General features: G+C 35.3%; 16 protein-coding genes and 1 other RNA gene. 2 read left to right on the top strand and 15 right to left on the bottom strand.

The annotated features are described in order from the left end of the window. Nucleotides 1–25 precede the first annotated feature (25 nt). Nucleotides 26–349, top strand: coding sequence for a hypothetical protein (locus H1R81_RS23340; protein WP_181843165.1), 324 nt, complete (start codon nt 26–28; stop codon nt 347–349). 365 nt (nt 350–714) lie between these two features. Here H1R81_RS23340 and H1R81_RS23335 read toward each other — a convergent pair whose 3' ends face one another. The 15 genes from H1R81_RS23335 to rsmI form a co-directional block, all read right to left on the bottom strand. Beyond that, entirely contained in the window at nt 715–1,824 is a 1,110-nt protein-coding gene (locus tag H1R81_RS23335; RefSeq protein WP_181843164.1) for a lipopolysaccharide assembly protein LapB, read from the bottom strand. Nucleotides 1,825–1,942: 118 nt separating this feature from the next. Continuing rightward, nucleotides 1,943–4,582 (bottom strand): DNA gyrase subunit A, encoded by a 2,640-nt coding sequence (gene gyrA / locus H1R81_RS23330; protein WP_181843163.1) that lies wholly within the window; start codon nt 4,580–4,582, stop codon nt 1,943–1,945. Nucleotides 4,583–4,973: 391 nt separating this feature from the next. Continuing rightward, nucleotides 4,974–5,273 carry a YXWGXW repeat-containing protein gene (locus tag H1R81_RS23325; protein WP_181843162.1) on the bottom strand — a complete coding sequence of 100 codons (300 nt, stop codon included), beginning with the start codon at nt 5,271–5,273 and terminating at the stop codon, nt 4,974–4,976. Between the two features lie 87 nt (nt 5,274–5,360). After that, the gene (locus H1R81_RS23320; protein WP_181843161.1) at nt 5,361–5,741 is read right to left on the bottom strand and encodes a hypothetical protein; all 381 of its coding nucleotides are present in this window, start codon (nt 5,739–5,741) and stop codon (nt 5,361–5,363) included. Between the two features lie 25 nt (nt 5,742–5,766). After that, nucleotides 5,767–6,099 (bottom strand): hypothetical protein, encoded by a 333-nt coding sequence (locus tag H1R81_RS23315; protein WP_220275296.1) that lies wholly within the window; start codon nt 6,097–6,099, stop codon nt 5,767–5,769. Nucleotides 6,100–6,368: 269 nt separating this feature from the next. Continuing rightward, on the bottom strand, nt 6,369–7,043 hold the full coding sequence (trmD, locus tag H1R81_RS23310) for a tRNA (guanosine(37)-N1)-methyltransferase TrmD (protein WP_181843263.1): 675 nt from the start codon (nt 7,041–7,043) through the stop codon (nt 6,369–6,371). Between the two features lie 62 nt (nt 7,044–7,105). After that, the gene (gene rimM / locus H1R81_RS23305) at nt 7,106–7,681 is read right to left on the bottom strand and encodes a ribosome maturation factor RimM (protein WP_181843160.1); all 576 of its coding nucleotides are present in this window, start codon (nt 7,679–7,681) and stop codon (nt 7,106–7,108) included. Nucleotides 7,682–7,759: 78 nt separating this feature from the next. Continuing rightward, nucleotides 7,760–8,299: a 30S ribosomal protein S16 gene (locus H1R81_RS23300; RefSeq protein WP_181843159.1), complete on the bottom strand. Its 540-nt coding sequence runs from the start codon at nt 8,297–8,299 to the stop codon at nt 7,760–7,762. 154 nt (nt 8,300–8,453) lie between these two features. Next, nucleotides 8,454–8,861, bottom strand: an RNA gene (rnpB, locus tag H1R81_RS23295) — RNase P RNA component class A. 156 nt (nt 8,862–9,017) lie between these two features. Further along, the gene (locus H1R81_RS23290) at nt 9,018–10,424 is read right to left on the bottom strand and encodes a DUF4403 family protein (RefSeq protein ID WP_181843158.1); all 1,407 of its coding nucleotides are present in this window, start codon (nt 10,422–10,424) and stop codon (nt 9,018–9,020) included. Between the two features lie 74 nt (nt 10,425–10,498). Continuing rightward, nucleotides 10,499–11,506: a DUF2027 domain-containing protein gene (locus tag H1R81_RS23285; RefSeq protein ID WP_181843157.1), complete on the bottom strand. Its 1,008-nt coding sequence runs from the start codon at nt 11,504–11,506 to the stop codon at nt 10,499–10,501. A 633-nt stretch (nt 11,507–12,139) separates the two neighbouring features. Further along, nucleotides 12,140–14,227, bottom strand: a complete 2,088-nt coding sequence (locus H1R81_RS23280) for a VWA domain-containing protein (RefSeq protein ID WP_181843156.1) — start codon at nt 14,225–14,227, stop codon at nt 12,140–12,142. A 178-nt stretch (nt 14,228–14,405) separates the two neighbouring features. Further along, a complete protein-coding gene (gene fabG, locus H1R81_RS23275) occupies nt 14,406–15,152 on the bottom strand; it encodes a 3-oxoacyl-[acyl-carrier-protein] reductase (RefSeq protein ID WP_181843155.1) in 747 nt (248 codons plus the stop codon). Nucleotides 15,153–15,173: 21 nt separating this feature from the next. After that, a complete protein-coding gene (locus H1R81_RS23270; RefSeq protein ID WP_181843154.1) occupies nt 15,174–16,118 on the bottom strand; it encodes a sterol desaturase family protein in 945 nt (314 codons plus the stop codon). A 62-nt stretch (nt 16,119–16,180) separates the two neighbouring features. Continuing rightward, entirely contained in the window at nt 16,181–16,849 is a 669-nt protein-coding gene (gene rsmI / locus H1R81_RS23265; protein ID WP_181843153.1) for a 16S rRNA (cytidine(1402)-2'-O)-methyltransferase, read from the bottom strand. Between the two features lie 564 nt (nt 16,850–17,413). On the opposite strand from rsmI, the gene H1R81_RS23260 reads away from it, so the two are divergent. Continuing rightward, nucleotides 17,414–17,551, top strand: coding sequence for a hypothetical protein (locus tag H1R81_RS23260; protein WP_165372089.1), 138 nt, complete (start codon nt 17,414–17,416; stop codon nt 17,549–17,551). The last annotated feature ends 87 nt before the right edge of the window (nt 17,552–17,638 follow it).

The raw sequence follows: 17,638 nt of genomic DNA, 5'->3' as shown, positions 1-17,638 counted from the left end.
CTGTATCAAATTAAATTGTAAAACAATGGCAAAAAATAAAAATTTCACCTTCGAAAGTTTAGTTCCAACAAAAAGCACCGAACAATCTGCTCCAGTCAATCAACCAGCAGCTATAGTGGCCTTACAAGACAATGGGCCATCAACCAAAGTCACATTTGATTGTCCAAACGAATTGGTTGAAACGATGAAAGATTATGGCTATTGGGAAGGTATGTCTCAAAAAGATATTATTATAGAAGCCCTGGGAGTTTTCTTTGAAGATAAAAAAATAAAAGAAAGGCCTGAGAAAGTAAAAATGCGCAAAAAAGTTGGCAGAAAACCAAAAGCATTAAAAGCTTTTCTTAATTAGAATAAAACCTTTGGCAAATATCCATTAGAAAATAAAAGAATTCAACATTTTATCAACAAATGTTCCACGTGGATTTTTTTATTTTCCACATTATTCTGTTGGGTTATACAATAAATAAATGTTATATAATTTATATTATGTTAAATAGAAAATTATATAACCACCCTGCTTGGTGTGTGTATAATACTATTGTGGGAACGAAAATATTTGCGTTAATATAATTATTCTAAGCTTTGTCTTGATATTTGCCTATTATAGACTTGAAAAAATAGAATAAAAGAAAGATAGCATCTGAAAACATTTGTCATTAAAAAAGCCCTCAGAAGTAATTCTGAGGGCTTTTAACAATTATATCTTATTCTTTTTTATTTACGCTTTGCACATTGCTCAAGAACCGAATTCAAGCTGGTTAAGCTGTTAGTCAACTCTTCTTCCTGTGGTTTTCCCTCTTTCTCTCTTACTGTTTTACAGGCTTCAAAATATGGTTTAGATTCAGCAAACTTAGCACAGGCTTTGTCTTCTACAGCCTTACCATTTTTCTGATACTCTTTCATATCCATTTTATCTACTTCTTTTTTAATTTCAACAGCCTGGTTAAAATAATAAACCGCTAAGTTAAAGTTACAATCATAATTAGTTGGATCTATCGCCAATACCTTTTTATACCATACTAATGCTTCGTCTTTTTTACCTCCATTATCATAAAGAATTGCAAGATTAAGCATATTATTCACATTAGTTGGGTCACCATCAACTAACTTCTTTAATTCAGCTATTGCCTCATCCGCATTACCGCTTGATAATTGGATATTTACTAGTGAACCTTTCAAGTCTTTATCGTTAGGATTCGCTGAAATACCTTTTTTCAACACTTCTACCGCTTTAGCAATATCTTTCTCTGCTTTATAGATTTCAGATAAGCTATAGAATACGGCAGCATCTTTTCCACCTTGATCTATAAATTTATTGAAATAAATTTTAGCTGCTTCATTATCTTTAGCTTGTTGACCTACAATGCCCGAATACAATGATGCAGTTGTATCTTTAGGGCTAACTTCTGAAGCTAATCTGAATAATTTAAGCGCACTTGAGAAATTCTTAGAATTGTAGAAACCGGCACCTTGTTGCATTAATGCTGAATACATTTTCTGGCTTGTTAAAGCTGCTTCAATCTCTTTAGCCCCTTTTCCACCAGCCTCTACTTCAAGGGCTTTTTTGTAGGTATTATAAGCTTTTTCTGATGCCATTGAATCTTTGCCGCAGTTTACAGCCATATCTTCATAAGCAGTAGCTAATTTAACCCACGTTGAAGACTTTGCACCTTTTTTAGCATCCAGACTTGCTTTTTCACCTTTGGCTATTTCATCAGCTGCTGACTTACATTGCGCATCACGAAGCTGATTATCAATTGCTGACTGTGCAAATACGCCTGCCGTAACCATTGATAAGACAGACACGAAAATGGTTTTTTTCATATTTGAGTTGATTTTTTAAAATACTTAAACGTTTAGGGTTAGACAATATTATTTCCCGAAAAATATATATTTTCGGGAAATTAACAAAGTATTAACATAAAAACTCGACGTACTCCCCCTACTCTATTGTAGATTCTGTTTCTGTTGAACCAACCGAGCTCTCTCCTGCTCCACTCGAATCCTCTTCCTCTTCTTCACGAATAATGCGCGTAACTGAAGCGATATTATCTGTTTCATTTAAACGAATCAATCTTACCCCCTGAGTATTACGCCCCATTACCCTTAAATCAGTAATTTTGATACGAATAGCTATACCATTCTTGGTGATAATCATTAAATCATCATCATCAGTAACCTCCTTAATAGCTACTAAAGTACCTGTCTTCTCTGTGATATTTAAGGTTTTTACGCCTTTTGCTCCTCTCGAAGTAATGCGGTAATCATCAATATCTGATCGCTTCCCATAACCTTTTTCTGAAACTACCAGCAGTTGAGTATCAGCCCTTGATACACACACCATACCAATAACTTTATCATCATCTTCAAGGCTAATCCCTCTTACTCCTGTAGCTGTACGACCCATAGGGCGTGTTCCAGACTCATGGAAACGAACTACTTTTCCGTTTTTAGCCGCTATTACTATGTTATTATCTCCGTTTGTTAACGCTACATCTAAAAGATTGTCTCCTTCATTAATATTAATAGCAATGATACCACCCTGACGCGGACGAGAATAAGCCTCAAGAAGTGTTTTCTTTACAGTGCCATCTTCTGTACACATTACTATATAATTGTTATTGATATAATCTTCGTCAGTAAGTGTCGTTACATTTAAAACGGCCTGAATCTTATCGTCTGATTCAATATTAATAAGGTTCTGAATCGCTCTTCCTTTAGCTGTTTTTGAGCCTTCCGGTATTTCAAACACTCTCAACCAATACAGCTTCCCTTTTTTGGTGAAGAATAAGAGATAATTATGATTAGTTGCAGCAAATAAATGCTCGGTATAATCTTCGTCTTTAGTCTTAACACCTCTTGACCCTGTCCCCCCTCTGCCTTGAGTCCTATATTCTTGCAATGCCGTACGCTTGATATAACCCTGATGTGAGATGGTAACCAGCATTTCATCGTCCGGAATCATATCTTCTATACTGAATTCACCTGCTGCCATCTCAATTTTAGAGCGTCTTTCATCACCATACCGAGCTTTTAGTTCTGCCAATTCTTCTTTAATGATGGTACGTTTTCTTTCTTCTGAAGCTAAAATAGCCCGCAAGTCTTCAATCAGATTTTTAATTTCTTCAAATTCAGCATTTATTTTATCTCTTTCTAAGCCTACTAAGCGTTGCAAACGCATATCAAGAATCGCTTTTGCTTGTATTTCGCTTAAGATATTTCCGCTTTCGGTGTCTGCATTAAACTCATCAACTATCTGTAAACGTTGTAAACCTTCGGTCAGAAATTTTTCTCTTTCCTGCGCGCTCATGAAATCTCCTTTCATTAAACCAGTACGGGCTTCATCTGCATCCTTTGACCTGCGTATGAGTGTAATAACTGCATCTATATAGTCTAAGGCAATCAACAGACCTATCAGAATATGCGCTCTTTTCTCAGCTTCTTTTAAATCATACTGAGTACGTCTCGTGATAATCTCCAGACGATGCTCCACATAGTATCGAATCATATCTTTCAGATTCAAAGTAACAGGGCGCCCTTTTACAAGCGCTACATTATTGATACTGAAAGATGATTGCAATTGGGTATATTTATACAGGTTGTTTAACACAACATTTGGTACGGCATCCTTACGTAAGTCATATACGATGCGCATCCCATCTCTGTCTGATTCGTCTCTGATATCCGAAATTCCTTCAATTTTCTTTTCATTAATCAATTGAGCAGTTTTCTCAATCATCATGGCCTTATTAACCATATAAGGAATTTCCGTAACTACAATCTGATCCTTACCGGTTTTTGAAACCTCAAAGTTAGCCACTGATCGTAAAACAATTCGTCCCCTACCCGTTTCAAAGGCAGATTTCACTCCACTATATCCATAAATGATTGCTCCTGTCGGGAAATCAGGTGCTTTGATAAAATGCATTAATTCTTCAACTGTAATTTCATTATTATCAATATAGGACGTAATGCCGTCTACTACTTCTGATAAATTATGAGGCGCCATATTTGTAGCCATACCGACTGCAATACCTGCTGAACCATTTAACAGAAGATTTGGTATTTTACCGGGCATTACTGATGGTTCTTCTAAGGAATCATCAAAGTTTGGCTGAAAATCAACTGTTTCTTTATTAATATCTGAAAGCATTTCCTCAGCTATTCGCTTCAAACGTGCCTCAGTGTAACGCATGGCTGCTGGAGAATCACCGTCGATTGAGCCAAAGTTACCTTGTCCGTCTACTAAAGTGTAACGCAATGACCACTCCTGGGCCATACGAACCATGGTATCATACACAGAGGCGTCTCCATGAGGGTGATATTTACCAAGCACCTCTCCTACTATACGTGCTGATTTTTTATACGGGCGATTATGATATACGCCAAGTTCTGCCATACCGTACAATACACGGCGGTGAACGGGTTTCAGTCCATCTCTAACATCAGGTAAAGCACGTGAAATAATAACAGACATTGAATAGTCAATGTATGCTCCGCGCATTTCGTCTTCGATGTTGATTGGGATAATTGTGCCGTTGTTGGAAGATTCTGGGATTAGATTTTCTGTTTCCTCAGCCATTAGCCTTAAAATTTTCTTTTTTTAGAAGGATAAATATAACTATTTAACTATATCGTTGTACTATTCTTAATAGTAGTTATACAAATTTAATAAATTTATCCTTGATTAACAAAGGTTTTAAGGATTAATATGATGAAACAAAATAAATATAATACTAATTATAAAAATTATTTATTTTATAAATATTATACTTTTTATAAAATATTTTACTTAAAATAAAAGCAGTAGATGATTATTTCAAGATAAGTCTCAAAATTTACGAGGGTAAGACTCAAAATTATTGGATAAAAGAAAGATTTACTTAAAAATTACAATTCAATAAAAAAGCCAATAATAATAGAACCTTAGAAGCAATAAATGTCTCTAAGATTCTATTATTATGCATTACATTTTATCTTCTCCAATACCCCTTTTTATATACGTATCCTCTGCGTGTCTGTACATATCTGCCTGGCACCCATACTTTTCTGTATCTGGGAGCTGGCCTATAATAACCATTTCTCCAGGTATAAACATTCCCCCTTGCTATATAATGTCCTGGAATCCAGATATACGAAGGTGATGGTGGGGCTGGAATCGTTTCTACTACGGCAACTGGTGGTGGGGTTGTTACAATCTCACCCGAACAACTGGCTATACTTAATGGGAGTGCTAACACTCCCATTAAGTATATTTTATTTAATATTTTCATGGCGTTATCTGTTAGAAAACCTTTAGCTGAATTAGTAGCTTGGTTTTTGCACTTCGGCTATGGCAACTCTTCATAACTATACGAGTATTAATCTTCTGTTACTTGGTTATCCTCTTCAGAATCATCTTTAACTAAGTCTGTATTAATCTCATCCGAATGATTATCTCCTCCAAGGCTGTAATAGTTATTTTCTTCATCTTCCATACCCATATCTTCATCTTTATCGTCATATTCAGAGCCGGGTACATCCAAATCATCTCCAGTTCCCTGATGATAATAATCGCTTTCATTCCATTCACCACCAGTCTTTTCATTCGGCTCTTTTAGTTTATTTATATTTTCAGGGTCTATATTTTCTTCTTTAATCCCCTGGCTATAAATATCTTCAGAAGCTGGATATAAAGGATACCCCGGGAATTCTGTTTCAATTTTTTCTTCTTTCCCTTTTGGTTTCTGATTAGTTTTCATAAGTCCTGCTTTAAAATAATACTTTTTACAATAAAAGAATCAAAAGTAAAATCACAATCAATGCTCCGGCAGAAATATATACTCCTCCACCAATCTGAGCAGCTTGTGCTTTCAATGCTCTTACCTCTTTGCGTAATTCTCTTTTTTCTTTGGCTGACATTTCTGACTTGTCCATTGCCTTAATTTCTTCCAGTCTTGATAAAATGATTTTACCTTCTTCCGACGACATTAATTTTTCATTCTTTGAAACTTTAACAGGATTCTCTGTAGCGGTCGATGGTTTCGCAGCGTTTGCATTAATACTGATAAAAATTGTTAAAACAAGAGCTGCAAGCGAAGAACAAATATTCTTTTTCATGGCTTTAAATAATTTAAGTTATTATGGATATTAATTAGTTGCTAAATACTATGGTTAAAGACTTAATTTTCTTGTGAATCAACCTTACGTATTTGATACTAAGTTCAAAAAAAATAAGCCATAGCCTCAAAGTTAGTTCTTAACCACTCCTGAAATGAATATTGTAGAATAAATTACTCAATAGTAAGAATAATGCCACTGAAAACCCTAATAAGTGGGAATTGTAGGTTCAGTACTTTGTGTTGTGTTACTTGTCTTTAGCCTGTAAATCACTTCAATAAATCAGGCCGTCTATCCTGAGTTCGTTTAATGGATTGTTCTAAGCGCCAATCATTAATTTTTTTCTCATGTCCCGATAATAGAACTTCTGGTACTTTTAAGCCTTCAAATTCAGCAGGTCTTGTATAAACCGGTGGAGCCAATAAGTTATCCTGAAATGAATCTGTTAAGGCCGATGTTTCATCATTTAATACTCCAGGAATCAAGCGGATAATTGCGTCTGAAATAACTGCTGCGGGTAATTCCCCTCCTGATAATACGTAATCTCCTATTGAAATTTCTTTAGTTATAAAGACTTGTCTAACCCGCTCGTCAATACCTTTATAATGGCCGCAAAGAATAACAATATTTTTTGTCATTGATAATCGGTTGGCCGTTTTCTGGTCGAATACATCGCCATCAGGTGTCATATAAATAATTTCTTCATAATTTCTGAACGACTGTAGATGGCGGATACACTTGGCAATCGGTTCAATGCCAAGAACCATTCCGGCACCACCACCAAAAGCATAATCATCTACCTGACGATGTTTGTTTTCAGAATAATCTCTCAAATCATGAATAACTACCTCAGCAAGTCCGGCGTCTTTGGCCCGTTTCAAAATTGAATATTCAAAATAGCTGTCCAGCAAACGAGGGACACATGAGATAATGTCAATTCGAATTCCATTACCACTATCAATATCCAATTGATTTGAATTTTCTTTATTCTGAATTTCCATTTTGATTATTGATGTTCTTCAAGGTCATCATCGTCAGGTTCTTGTGTAGCATTATCATCTAAATAAACTTCTAACAAACCTTCTGGCAGATTGGTGTACAATTCTTTTTTCTTTCTGTCTACAGTCTTTACAATATCATCATCAATCGGAATCAAGACCTCCTTACCCTCATATTGCATCGCAATGAGGTCCTGTCTGTCTGAAGTGTACACAGCCAGTACTTTTCCTAATTTTCCTTTTACTTCATCTATTATAACAAAGCCAATAATTTCGTGATAATAAAACTGATCATCTTCTTCCAGTTCAGGTAAATTATCTTCTGGAAGATAAATATCGCAGTTCACAATCTTCTGGGCTTCTTCAATAGTATCTATATCTTCAAACTTAATAATTGATTTGTTAGGTCTGATCTGGATTTCTTCTACAAAATGTGGCACTAATTCTCCTTTAATCTCCAATAAAACAGAATCTAACTCTTCGTAATCTTCCGGATAATCAACATCAAGCCAGATAGCCAGTTCTCCTTTAAGGCCATGTGTCTTTGTTATTTTTCCTAATAAATAGCAATCATCCCTGGTCATATTATTATTGAGTTTAATATAAAAATCCTCGCTTTTGGGCGAGGATTTTCTATCATTTCATTTAGAAATCTATCTGAATTATGCTTCTGTCGATTCTTCAGTAGTTTCAGCTGCCGAAGTTTCTTCAGTTGTTTCTTCTGCTTTAGCAGCTGCTTCCGCTTCTGCTTGCGCTTTTTGTTTGGCAGCTTCCATATCAGCACGTTTTTTGCGTTCTGCGTCTAAGGCTGCTTGTTTGACCGCATCTTTACCTTGTGTTAATTTAGCGATTCTTGACTCACGTTTTTCTTGTTTGTCTTTCGCCCAGGCTTCAAAACGCGAATCAGCTACTTCTTGAGTAATCGCACCTTTATCAACACCTACTTGTAAATGTTTTTTAAACATTATACCTTTTACTGACAAAATTTTGCGCGTAGTATCTGTCGGTTCTGCACCAACCATTAACCAATACAAAGCTCTGTCATCTTTTAATGTAATACCAGCTGGGGTAGATTGAGGATTATACTGACCCAATTTCTCAATAAACTTACCATCACGTGGCGAGCGAGCGTCAGCTACCACGATATCGTATAATGGTGCTTTCTTACGTCCTCTTTTTGCTAATCTGATTTTAACTGCCATTTTTTTTGTTTTTTAATGGGGAGCCCGTCCCCTTTCCGCATTTTTGGGACTGCAAAAGTAAAAAAAAACCTTATAAAATCAAAGTTTTATAAGGTTTTTTTAGTAGATTACCTATTTAGGATATATTTTTCCGTATATATGCTATATAAAGTAAAGAAGAAGTAAGCCTGTAAGCCGAATTCTGTCTTTAATAATTATCCCGAGAATAAGTATTAAAGTCTTATCATTTATCTGGAATAATAGTCACCTATTATTTCTATCAACCTACCCTCCGACTCAGACGAGCAGCCTTTTAAACAATCCGGAGATTGCTTTCGTCGGTTTATTTGGTCTTTCAGTTCATGAGGTTTACCATGCCTCGTTTGTTACCAAACAAGCGGTAGGCTCTTACCCTACCTTTTCACCCTTACCCGAAGGCGGTATATTTTCTGTGGCACTGGCTGTAGATAATCAATCGCTCGATTATCCCCTACCCGTTAGGTAGCATGATGCTCTGCACTGTTCGGACTTTCCTCAACTTCATCGGGTTACCCCTCAAAGTAGCGATAAGACGACTTACTTTTTCTTTACACAAAGATAATAGTTACATATTAATAGCGCAATATTATTGATTTTCACCCCACTTAATCACAAATTCTATGATAAAATATGACTAAATGGTATCATAGTAAAGTTTCGCCAAATAATCTTCATTTAATTTTTATACGAAACTACCCACCTATAATCCGTCAACTTTTAATTCTACTTTTCCTTTGGCTAAAACTATTGCAACCATACTTGAAGGGGTAAGATAAACTTTATCTGGCGAAACACTCTCAATTTTTCCACTTAGCTTTACCCCTTTTCTGTACTCGGTGTTCATTGCCATTTCGACATTCTGCTTAGCATAGTTTAATAATTCGTCAACTGGTAGTCCATACTCATCTTCTATCATCTTTACCATTCTTCCCTCCAATACCCATGCCGCTGCTTTAGCTAAAATATTCTTTGTCTTTATATCGAATTGAGTATTGCTTAATACAATACTTTTCTTTGAAGCATTATATACAGGAATCCCCTTTATATAAATTGTTCCCTTAAGATTTCCTTTAACATCAGCCTTGATTACAAGAAATTCATTGCTTCCATAAATATCCAAACCTGTGATTTCAATTTTATACTTTCCGTCTTTAAAATCATAAGTTTTACCAATGAACATTTTTTTTGCCACAACTGCTGCCTCTGCATATGGCACCTCACTCATAAGCCCTACTTGAAATTCATTCGGAATTGCTGATACCAGTTTCAAATTAGGTACTGTCGTGACAGATAATGGCAAAACAGGTTTATCTCCTGTAATAGTTTCCGTATAAGCCCTAAGACCTAATACTGATTTAACGTTTCTTCCGGTAGTAACAAGAGGGGTCATAAAAATTTCTAAAGGCGTAATTCTTACCCATGTGCGGTACTCATCAGAAACCAAATAAGGTTGTAAGGCTGCATTCCATGCCTGAACCACATAAGGTTTTATTGTCAGATTTTTTGCAACTGCATCGTCTATTGACTTGGCGAATCTTGTATGGTTATTATCAATAATTTTCCCTACTATAAAATCAAGAGGTACATTAAAACCAATATTTAATTTGGGTTTTGTAATCCATTCATACCCGTTCGGAGTAGTAAAAGTCTGAACAGCCCAATCTTGTCTGATAGTAAATCTGGTAGAAAACTTTAAATTCATCTCGAACTCTACCGGAACATATTTCATAATACCAAATGCACCAAAACCCTGTTCGGCCCAGACTTTAAGTGGTACCGTAAAATCAAAAACATCATTTGTTGCTGCTGTGATTATTATATTTGATTTTTTCCAGACTTTACATTTAAAGTTATCATTATTTCCATCAGTATAACTATTGTCTTCATAGATCAGACCAGTAATAGAGGCATTGATTTGTCGCTCAATGTCATTCATTGAGATATCAAACGGGATACTGATATTTGAAAAAACCTTTTGCACCTTAACTGTATCTTGCAAGTACCTTTCTTCCGGGGCCTCCGGGTTCGCTTTTTGAGCGTTAGTTTTTAAAAGTGGACAAAGAACTGAGATTATAATCAAACAAACAGAAATCGGTAATTTTTTCATTATGATTGTTAATTGGAAATCTTGTGCAAAACGCACAAAGCAGAAAAAAAATATTGGTTTTAGGTTCTGAACAATTATTTAATCTTAACTCTGGTAGCACCGTATCCGAATTTCTCTTTCTGCGCATCTTCAAACCAGGCTACGTTTTTATGACCGGATAGTCTTTTCTGAATTTCTTGTCTTAAAACGCCATTACCCACACCATGTATAAATGTTATTTCATCCATACCGCTTGCTATGGCTTGCTCAAATTTATTCATAAATGTATTGATTTGTAGTTCGAGCATTTCTGCATTACCCATCAGGCGATGGTTTTTGGTTAGCTCTTCAATATGCAAATCAACCAGTTGCGTTGGTTTCTCATAGTTTTTTGGTAAAACTTCTGATTGCTTTTGTTCCATCATGCCTTCTTTGAGCTTGTTTACATCTATTACGAGCTTTTTCTCTTGTTCTTTTGGTTTTGCTACAGCCTGCTCCACTTCATCTGAATCTAATTGATACAAATAAGCTTCTTTATCTAATAAAGGTGCTTTTTTCTTATGATCAACCCAGCTACTTGTGCGGACTCTCATTTTTTTAGACAATGATATACGCTCATCGAAAGGACCATCAGTATAGTAAAGTGCCTGAAAAGAAAAACTTCCCCATTCTTCCATTTCCTTAATATCTAATTCCAGATTTGATTTTTGTGTGCTTTTTCCTCTGAGTACCCCACCTAATAGTCCGACGTGTATTCTACCATTATTCAAAGTCAATGAAAAAGGCAAATGCCAATCGGAGTTATTGACAAGATATATAGCCACACTCTTATCGTTTATTGGTAAGAACGCCAGAAAAATTCCTTTGTCGGCTTTGATAGTTGGCTTGAATTCCTTCTGTTTAGCTATCTCCGTATTTGATGCAGGCTGAACAGGTTTAAAGAATTGTTTCTCATTTGTTGAAACGACTGCCAGCTCTCTTCTTAATACAGGCAATTTAAATCCTGCTTCAATCTCAACCTCAACTACATTATCTTTTAAAAATCGCGTAATAATTCCTTCTTCTTTAGAGTGTATGAGTCTTACCTTATCTCCAATATTCATGATTTATAATTTATTAAATAAAATTGTACATGTCCTTTTAAAATGGACAAGTTCTATAACAGCCCAAAGACTAAATTAATTTCATAGTTTACTGTCGCCACTTAATTCTTTTCTAAGAAAAATACTATTCTTTGTAATTATGCTTTCTATTAAATATACAAAAAATATTCTGCGAAATCTCATAATTAGATGACAGTTTAAAATTAAGAAAAAATAAATTAGTCAGAAAAAAGGATTTTATTGATTTGAGAAAATTTTACAAAAAGCTTCGCTTTTAAATTTTATCTTAAATAAAACCTGATATAATCAAGTAGTTGATGCTATTCAATAGTATTCCGAAAATCCTTCTCCGTCTTTTCTTTCAAAAAAGTAAAATATGCCAGAGTTCAAGGGCACCTATTAATTGGACAATCACGAGAAGGAAACCAGAAAGGAGATTTTAAAAGGATAGTTTTACAAGAAAAAGTACAATAAATTAAGAACCTTTTATATTAATAAAATACAAAATGGCCTGATTCTGCTGAAAAACATGGCAAAATGTCACCGTTTAGTCACAAAACCAAGTCAAATATTCGCAATTCTATTAAAAAATCTTTTTATTGCGAAATATAAAAATCAAGAAAAATGCCGTAATTAATAGCTTCCCAGATATTTTCTGGTTACCCACTCAATTGAAGCTAAAAATAGCAAAACAAAGAAAATCCACTTCAGATTTATGAACTCATTCATCTCTTCAATGCTCGTCACTTTGTCTGGGCTTCGGTTGGTTGAGAAGTGTTCTTTCAATTTCTCCAACTGGCTGGCAATAAAAAATTTTCCGTTGTTTTGCTGAGCCAGGGTTCTCAACATATTGAAATCTGCAGTATTGGTGAGACCTTCTAAATCGGCATTCCGAACGATGAACTGCCCATCTACAGACTCACTTTTGCCCAATACTTGTGTTGAGGCTTTATAGCGATACACGCCCTCTCCTAAACCGGTTATTTCAAAGCGTGTGTTTTCCTGACTAATTGTATAGTTATAGCTCTTGGTGGTTCCTTTTTCGTCTGTGATTTCTAATTTGATATTCTGGTTATAGATTCGTTCATAAATATCATTGTAAGCCTCATTCTCGAATATCACCTTATCATCAATAGAAAACTCAGGTGATATAGGATAAACTCTTAATTTACGTTTATCATCCTTAACTGAAATGAGTTGTAAAGTTTTCATGAAAATTTCATCTACTACCTCTTGCTTATCAGTTAAAGCAAATTCTTCTAAACGCCATTGCCAGATACCTTCACCTGCTAAAACAGCTGATTTGCGGGCATTGGTCGTATTAGCTATTAAAAGTGGCTTAGGCGTGACTAATGAACCCACTCTTTGATAAAGGATTATTTCACTTCCTGTAGAGGGTCTGTATTCACCAAAAGGTGATAATAATGGAGGTAATTTCTCCAGAATACCTAACTTCTCTCCATCCAGATTAAATAAATTAAAGCTACTATTAAATTTAGCAGTTACCTTATCCGCTCTACCCGACTGCGAAATGATACTAAGCGTTTGCTGCATACCATTGAAACTGGCTATGTTAGACTGATTCCCTAAAACAAATAACGTAGGTTTCTGCTGAGCCAATAAGCGAGTTACCAGACCTCCACCTGAACCATACAAATCAGGTAATTGATGTAAAATTAGGGCATCAAATGGTTGACTCCCTATTTCACCGATATTATCGCTTTGGATTACTTTTACAGTAAGTTCATATAATTCATTTTTTTCGATAATAGCTTTGATTGCTTTAATATCAGGGTGTGGTGCAAGAGCTACTAATAAAATCTTTTCTTTACCATCTACAACATCTATATAAACATCTCTTGAATTATTTCTTGTCGAAAACTCGCCGTTACTCAGAGCAACCTCAATTGTATAGCGTTGCATTCCCTTCTGTTCGGCAGCTGAATAAAAAGTTATTTGCTTTAGATCAGTTGCTTTATCAAAGTTAACAATTTGTTTATCCAATATCTTACCTCCTTGTTTCAATAAAACAGTAGTGGATTTACCTTGGTATCCATAACTTGAGATTTCGGCCTGTATAGGGAACTTATTACTTAAATATGCTATCCTGTTGGTATAAACCGCATTTAGTTTAACATCTTTCTTTTGGGTAGTATCACCTAAACCTATAGAATGAATATTAAAGTTATATCTCCCGTAAGTAGGCGAAATACCTGAATTGGCAATTCCATCAGATACAAGAATGACATCAGTAAGATTCCTTCCCTCATAATTATTTTTCAGATTAGCCAATAAACCCGATAAATCAGTAGTTTTTTGAGCGAATTTCACACCACTAATATCTTTATTATCTTCCTTTTCCTCGAGGGTCTTAATTTCCACACTCACTCCTTTTGACTCAATATCATCTTTCAGTTTTTGTAAATCTTCTTTTAGCTGTGTTAGTTTTTCCTGGCCTACTTGTGTCATCGAAGTAGAATTATCAATCGCAAAAACAACAGTTGGCTTTTCAATAGTAGATTTATTGCTTCTTAGTAAAGGGTTTATCAACAAAAAAGCTAAAAATGCCACTAATACGCCTCTTATAACAGCTAAGAGTCTGTTTTGAGAGACCGAAAAATTAGCCTTTTTCTGGTATAATACAACCGCATAAAGTGCTCCGGCAAGTAAGCAAAGTATAATGAACCATGGTGAAGATTGAAAGATTAGTTCGGATTTCATAAACCCTTGAGCCCGTTTCCTAACGGGGAAGTTTTATTAAAAAATAGTACTATAAAAACAACACCTTAAGTGAACAAATATTTTGCCAAGATACAAAAAAATATCGTCAAGGCTAATCATTAATCTCCCTTGACGATAGAAACTATCACTTTGTATAATAAATATACGCACGCTGAACTTACATCAACATACCACCATCAACTTGTAAAACCTGACCTGTAATATATTTTGACATATCTGACCCCAGGAACACACAAGCATTTGCCACTTCATCACCTTGTCCTGCACGTTTCAATGGTATGTTCTTCAACCAGTCTTCCAATGCCTTCTCGTTCAACTCTCCAGTCATTTCTGTTTCAATAAATCCAGGCGCAATCGCATTAGAACGAATATTCCTTGAGCCTAATTCTTTAGCAACAGACTTTGTAAAACCGATGATACCTGCTTTTGAAGCAGAATAGTTAGCCTGTCCTGCATTACCCATTAACCCCACTACAGAAGTGATATTGATAATTGAACCCTGTTTGGCACGCATCATAGGCTTTGTTGCGGCCTTAGTTAGATTAAAAACAGATTTAAGGTTGACTCTCATTACCTCGTCCCATTGCTCTTCTGACATACGCATCAACAAGGTATCACGGGTGATTCCGGCATTATTTACCAGAACATCCAATGTTCCGAAATCGCTTACTACATCTGTAATTAATTGTTCGGCAGCCGCATAATCAGACGCGTCGGAGCGATACCCCTTAGCTTTTATGCCATAAGCGGCTAATTCCGTCTCTAATGCCTGTCCTTTTTCTACGCTTGATAGATAAGTAAATGCGATACTTGCACCCTGTTCCGCAAACTTTTTAGCGATTTCTCTCCCAATCCCACGTGAAGCGCCAGTTACCAAGGCAACTTTATTCTCAAGTAATTTCATGTATATTTTGAATGGTTAATGTTATACTGGTTCTGTTAAACTCTCTGTGGCTTCCTTTTGCTTTTTCAGCTCATTTCTTAGCCCTTTACTGGTCTTTGTGCTTCCATCATGCGACCAACCCGGTGGCATAAATATATATTTAATCTTGGTAAAAATGCCGAGTGGCCTCTTTAAATCTGCACCTAATTTCACCCATTCGTGGAAGACAATATTCACTGCATTTCTATTTTCGAGCGGAGAAACCAAGCCATATTTAATAGGAAGATCATTAATTTCTTCTTGAAAAGTACCGAATATCCGATCCCAGATTGTCAGGCACATACCCATATTCTTATCAAGATACTCTATATTAGATGCATGATGAACTCTATGTTGTGAAGGGGTTACAATTACGTATTCTAACAACTTTAAAGGCATTTTGCGAAACTTTGGCACATAGCTTGTATGTACAAGAATACCATAAATCTGAGTTATTGAATACATCACTGCAATATCTGTCGCTTTGAATCCCATCAAAGATAAAGGGATAAAGTAAATAAATCTATACAGGGGCTGAAATACCGATGACCGAAAGCCAACTGTCAGGTTAAACTGTTCAGATGAATGATGTGTAACGTGTGATGCCCAGAAAAACCGTGAATGATGGTCAACCACGTGTAAGACATAAAAAACAAAATCTTCAGCAACAAAGAGTACAAACCAATATAAGAATGGGTTTTGTATTTCAAAGAAACGATACTGAAACACCCATGCCAATATCCCCCATGTAACTCCTCTTGATAAAAAATCAATTCCACCATTAAGTAACATCAGGTAGACATTGGTAAGGGTATCTTTGAAGGTGTAAAATCGTCGATCCTGAACATTACTTAATATTATTTCTCCAAGAATTAAAAATGTATATAATGGTGTCGAAAAAATAATAACAAGCTGTTCAGTCGTATAGTGTTTAAGGTTTTCAAACATATAAAAGCAAACAATTAAAATATAATAAACTCCACGTAGTCAGGCTTTTAGGGTATTTTTATTTAAGCACGTCCTTGTACTATAATTACTATCTCTCCTTTAATACTTCGACTGGCAAAATTAGCAATAATTTCAGACAAAGTGCCCCGAACATTTTCTTCATAAATCTTCGTAATTTCTCTTGATACACATGCCTGACGGTCAGCACCAAAGGTTTCTACAAAATTCTCAAGAGTTTTAAGTAATCTGAAAGGAGATTCATAAAAAATCATGGTTCTTTCTTCATCAATAAGAGATTTTAATCTCGTTTGCCGGCCTTTCTTTACCGGAAGAAAGCCTTCAAAAGTAAATCTGTCAGCTGGTAACCCAGAATTAACCAATGCTGGCACAAATGCAGTTGGGCCAGGTAAACATTCTACTTCTATTCCATTCCTGATACATTCTCTCACCAATAAAAAACCGGGATCAGAGATTGCAGGTGTTCCGGCATCTGATACAAGTATAATTTTTTCGCCCTTTTTTAGCCTTTCTATGACCTTTCCTACCGTTTGATGTTCATTGAATGCATGATGGCTTTGCAATGGCTTAGAGATATTGAGATGCTTAAGAAGAAAGCCTGTATTACGAGTGTCTTCAGATAATATCAAATCAGCCCCTTTCATTACATTAATTGCTCTTAATGTAATATCTTCCAAATTGCCGATTGGTGTTGGTACAAGAATAAGCTTCACTATAATTTTTTCAACAAAAGTACAAATTTCATCGCTCAACTGGAAGATTACACTGAATTAAAAGCACCTTAATGAGGTTTTTCTATCAAAAAAAAACCGCTTAATAAAAAACTGGCATTCATTTGTTATATTATTTTCAAAAATTTCTGAAAATACTTGACAAAACAAAATTAAATATATAGTTTTGACGAACCAATAAACCTTATAAGCCATGTTATTAGCAGCCATTGCCCTCGCCGTAGGTGGTCTGATGATGACCAAAGTACGTGCAACAAATGAGCTTTATGCTCCCAAAGGTTACCTGATGAGTTTACAGACTCGTCCCCGTAACGTTTATTCCTATTAATTTTATTTTCCTGATTTAATTCAAAAATCTGTATCACAACTTAAAAGACCTATTTTTAATACAATTTTTGAATGTTTGTGCTTTTTTTTAGCTAAAATTACCATAAAACTGTCATATTTTAGGATAAAAAAATCCAATTAATGACCAATATTTTTTTTAGCTATTGCTTTATTGCAAGGAATTTTAGAAAATTGTACCCATTAAACGTGCTTAAAACTATGTTACTACTTACTATCGCATCACTCGCCTTTGGAGGTCTTTTAATGACCCGTATGAATGAAGAAAAAGAATTATATGCGCCAAAAGGATATTTGGCTCGCTTACAATCTCGTCCTCGTTCAGTTTACGCCTGGTAATATCCTGTTAAATACAGATTACTTTTGTTAGAATACACAAAATGTGTATTTGATAATGGTGCTTTTGCTTTTCGGACAATGAGATGA

The sequence above is a fragment of the Emticicia sp. BO119 genome (assembly GCF_013912375.1).
In the GTDB taxonomy this organism is placed as follows: domain Bacteria; phylum Bacteroidota; class Bacteroidia; order Cytophagales; family Spirosomataceae; genus Emticicia.
Note: the sequence above shows the minus strand (reverse complement) of the source record. Positions and strands in the feature narration are given on the sequence as shown.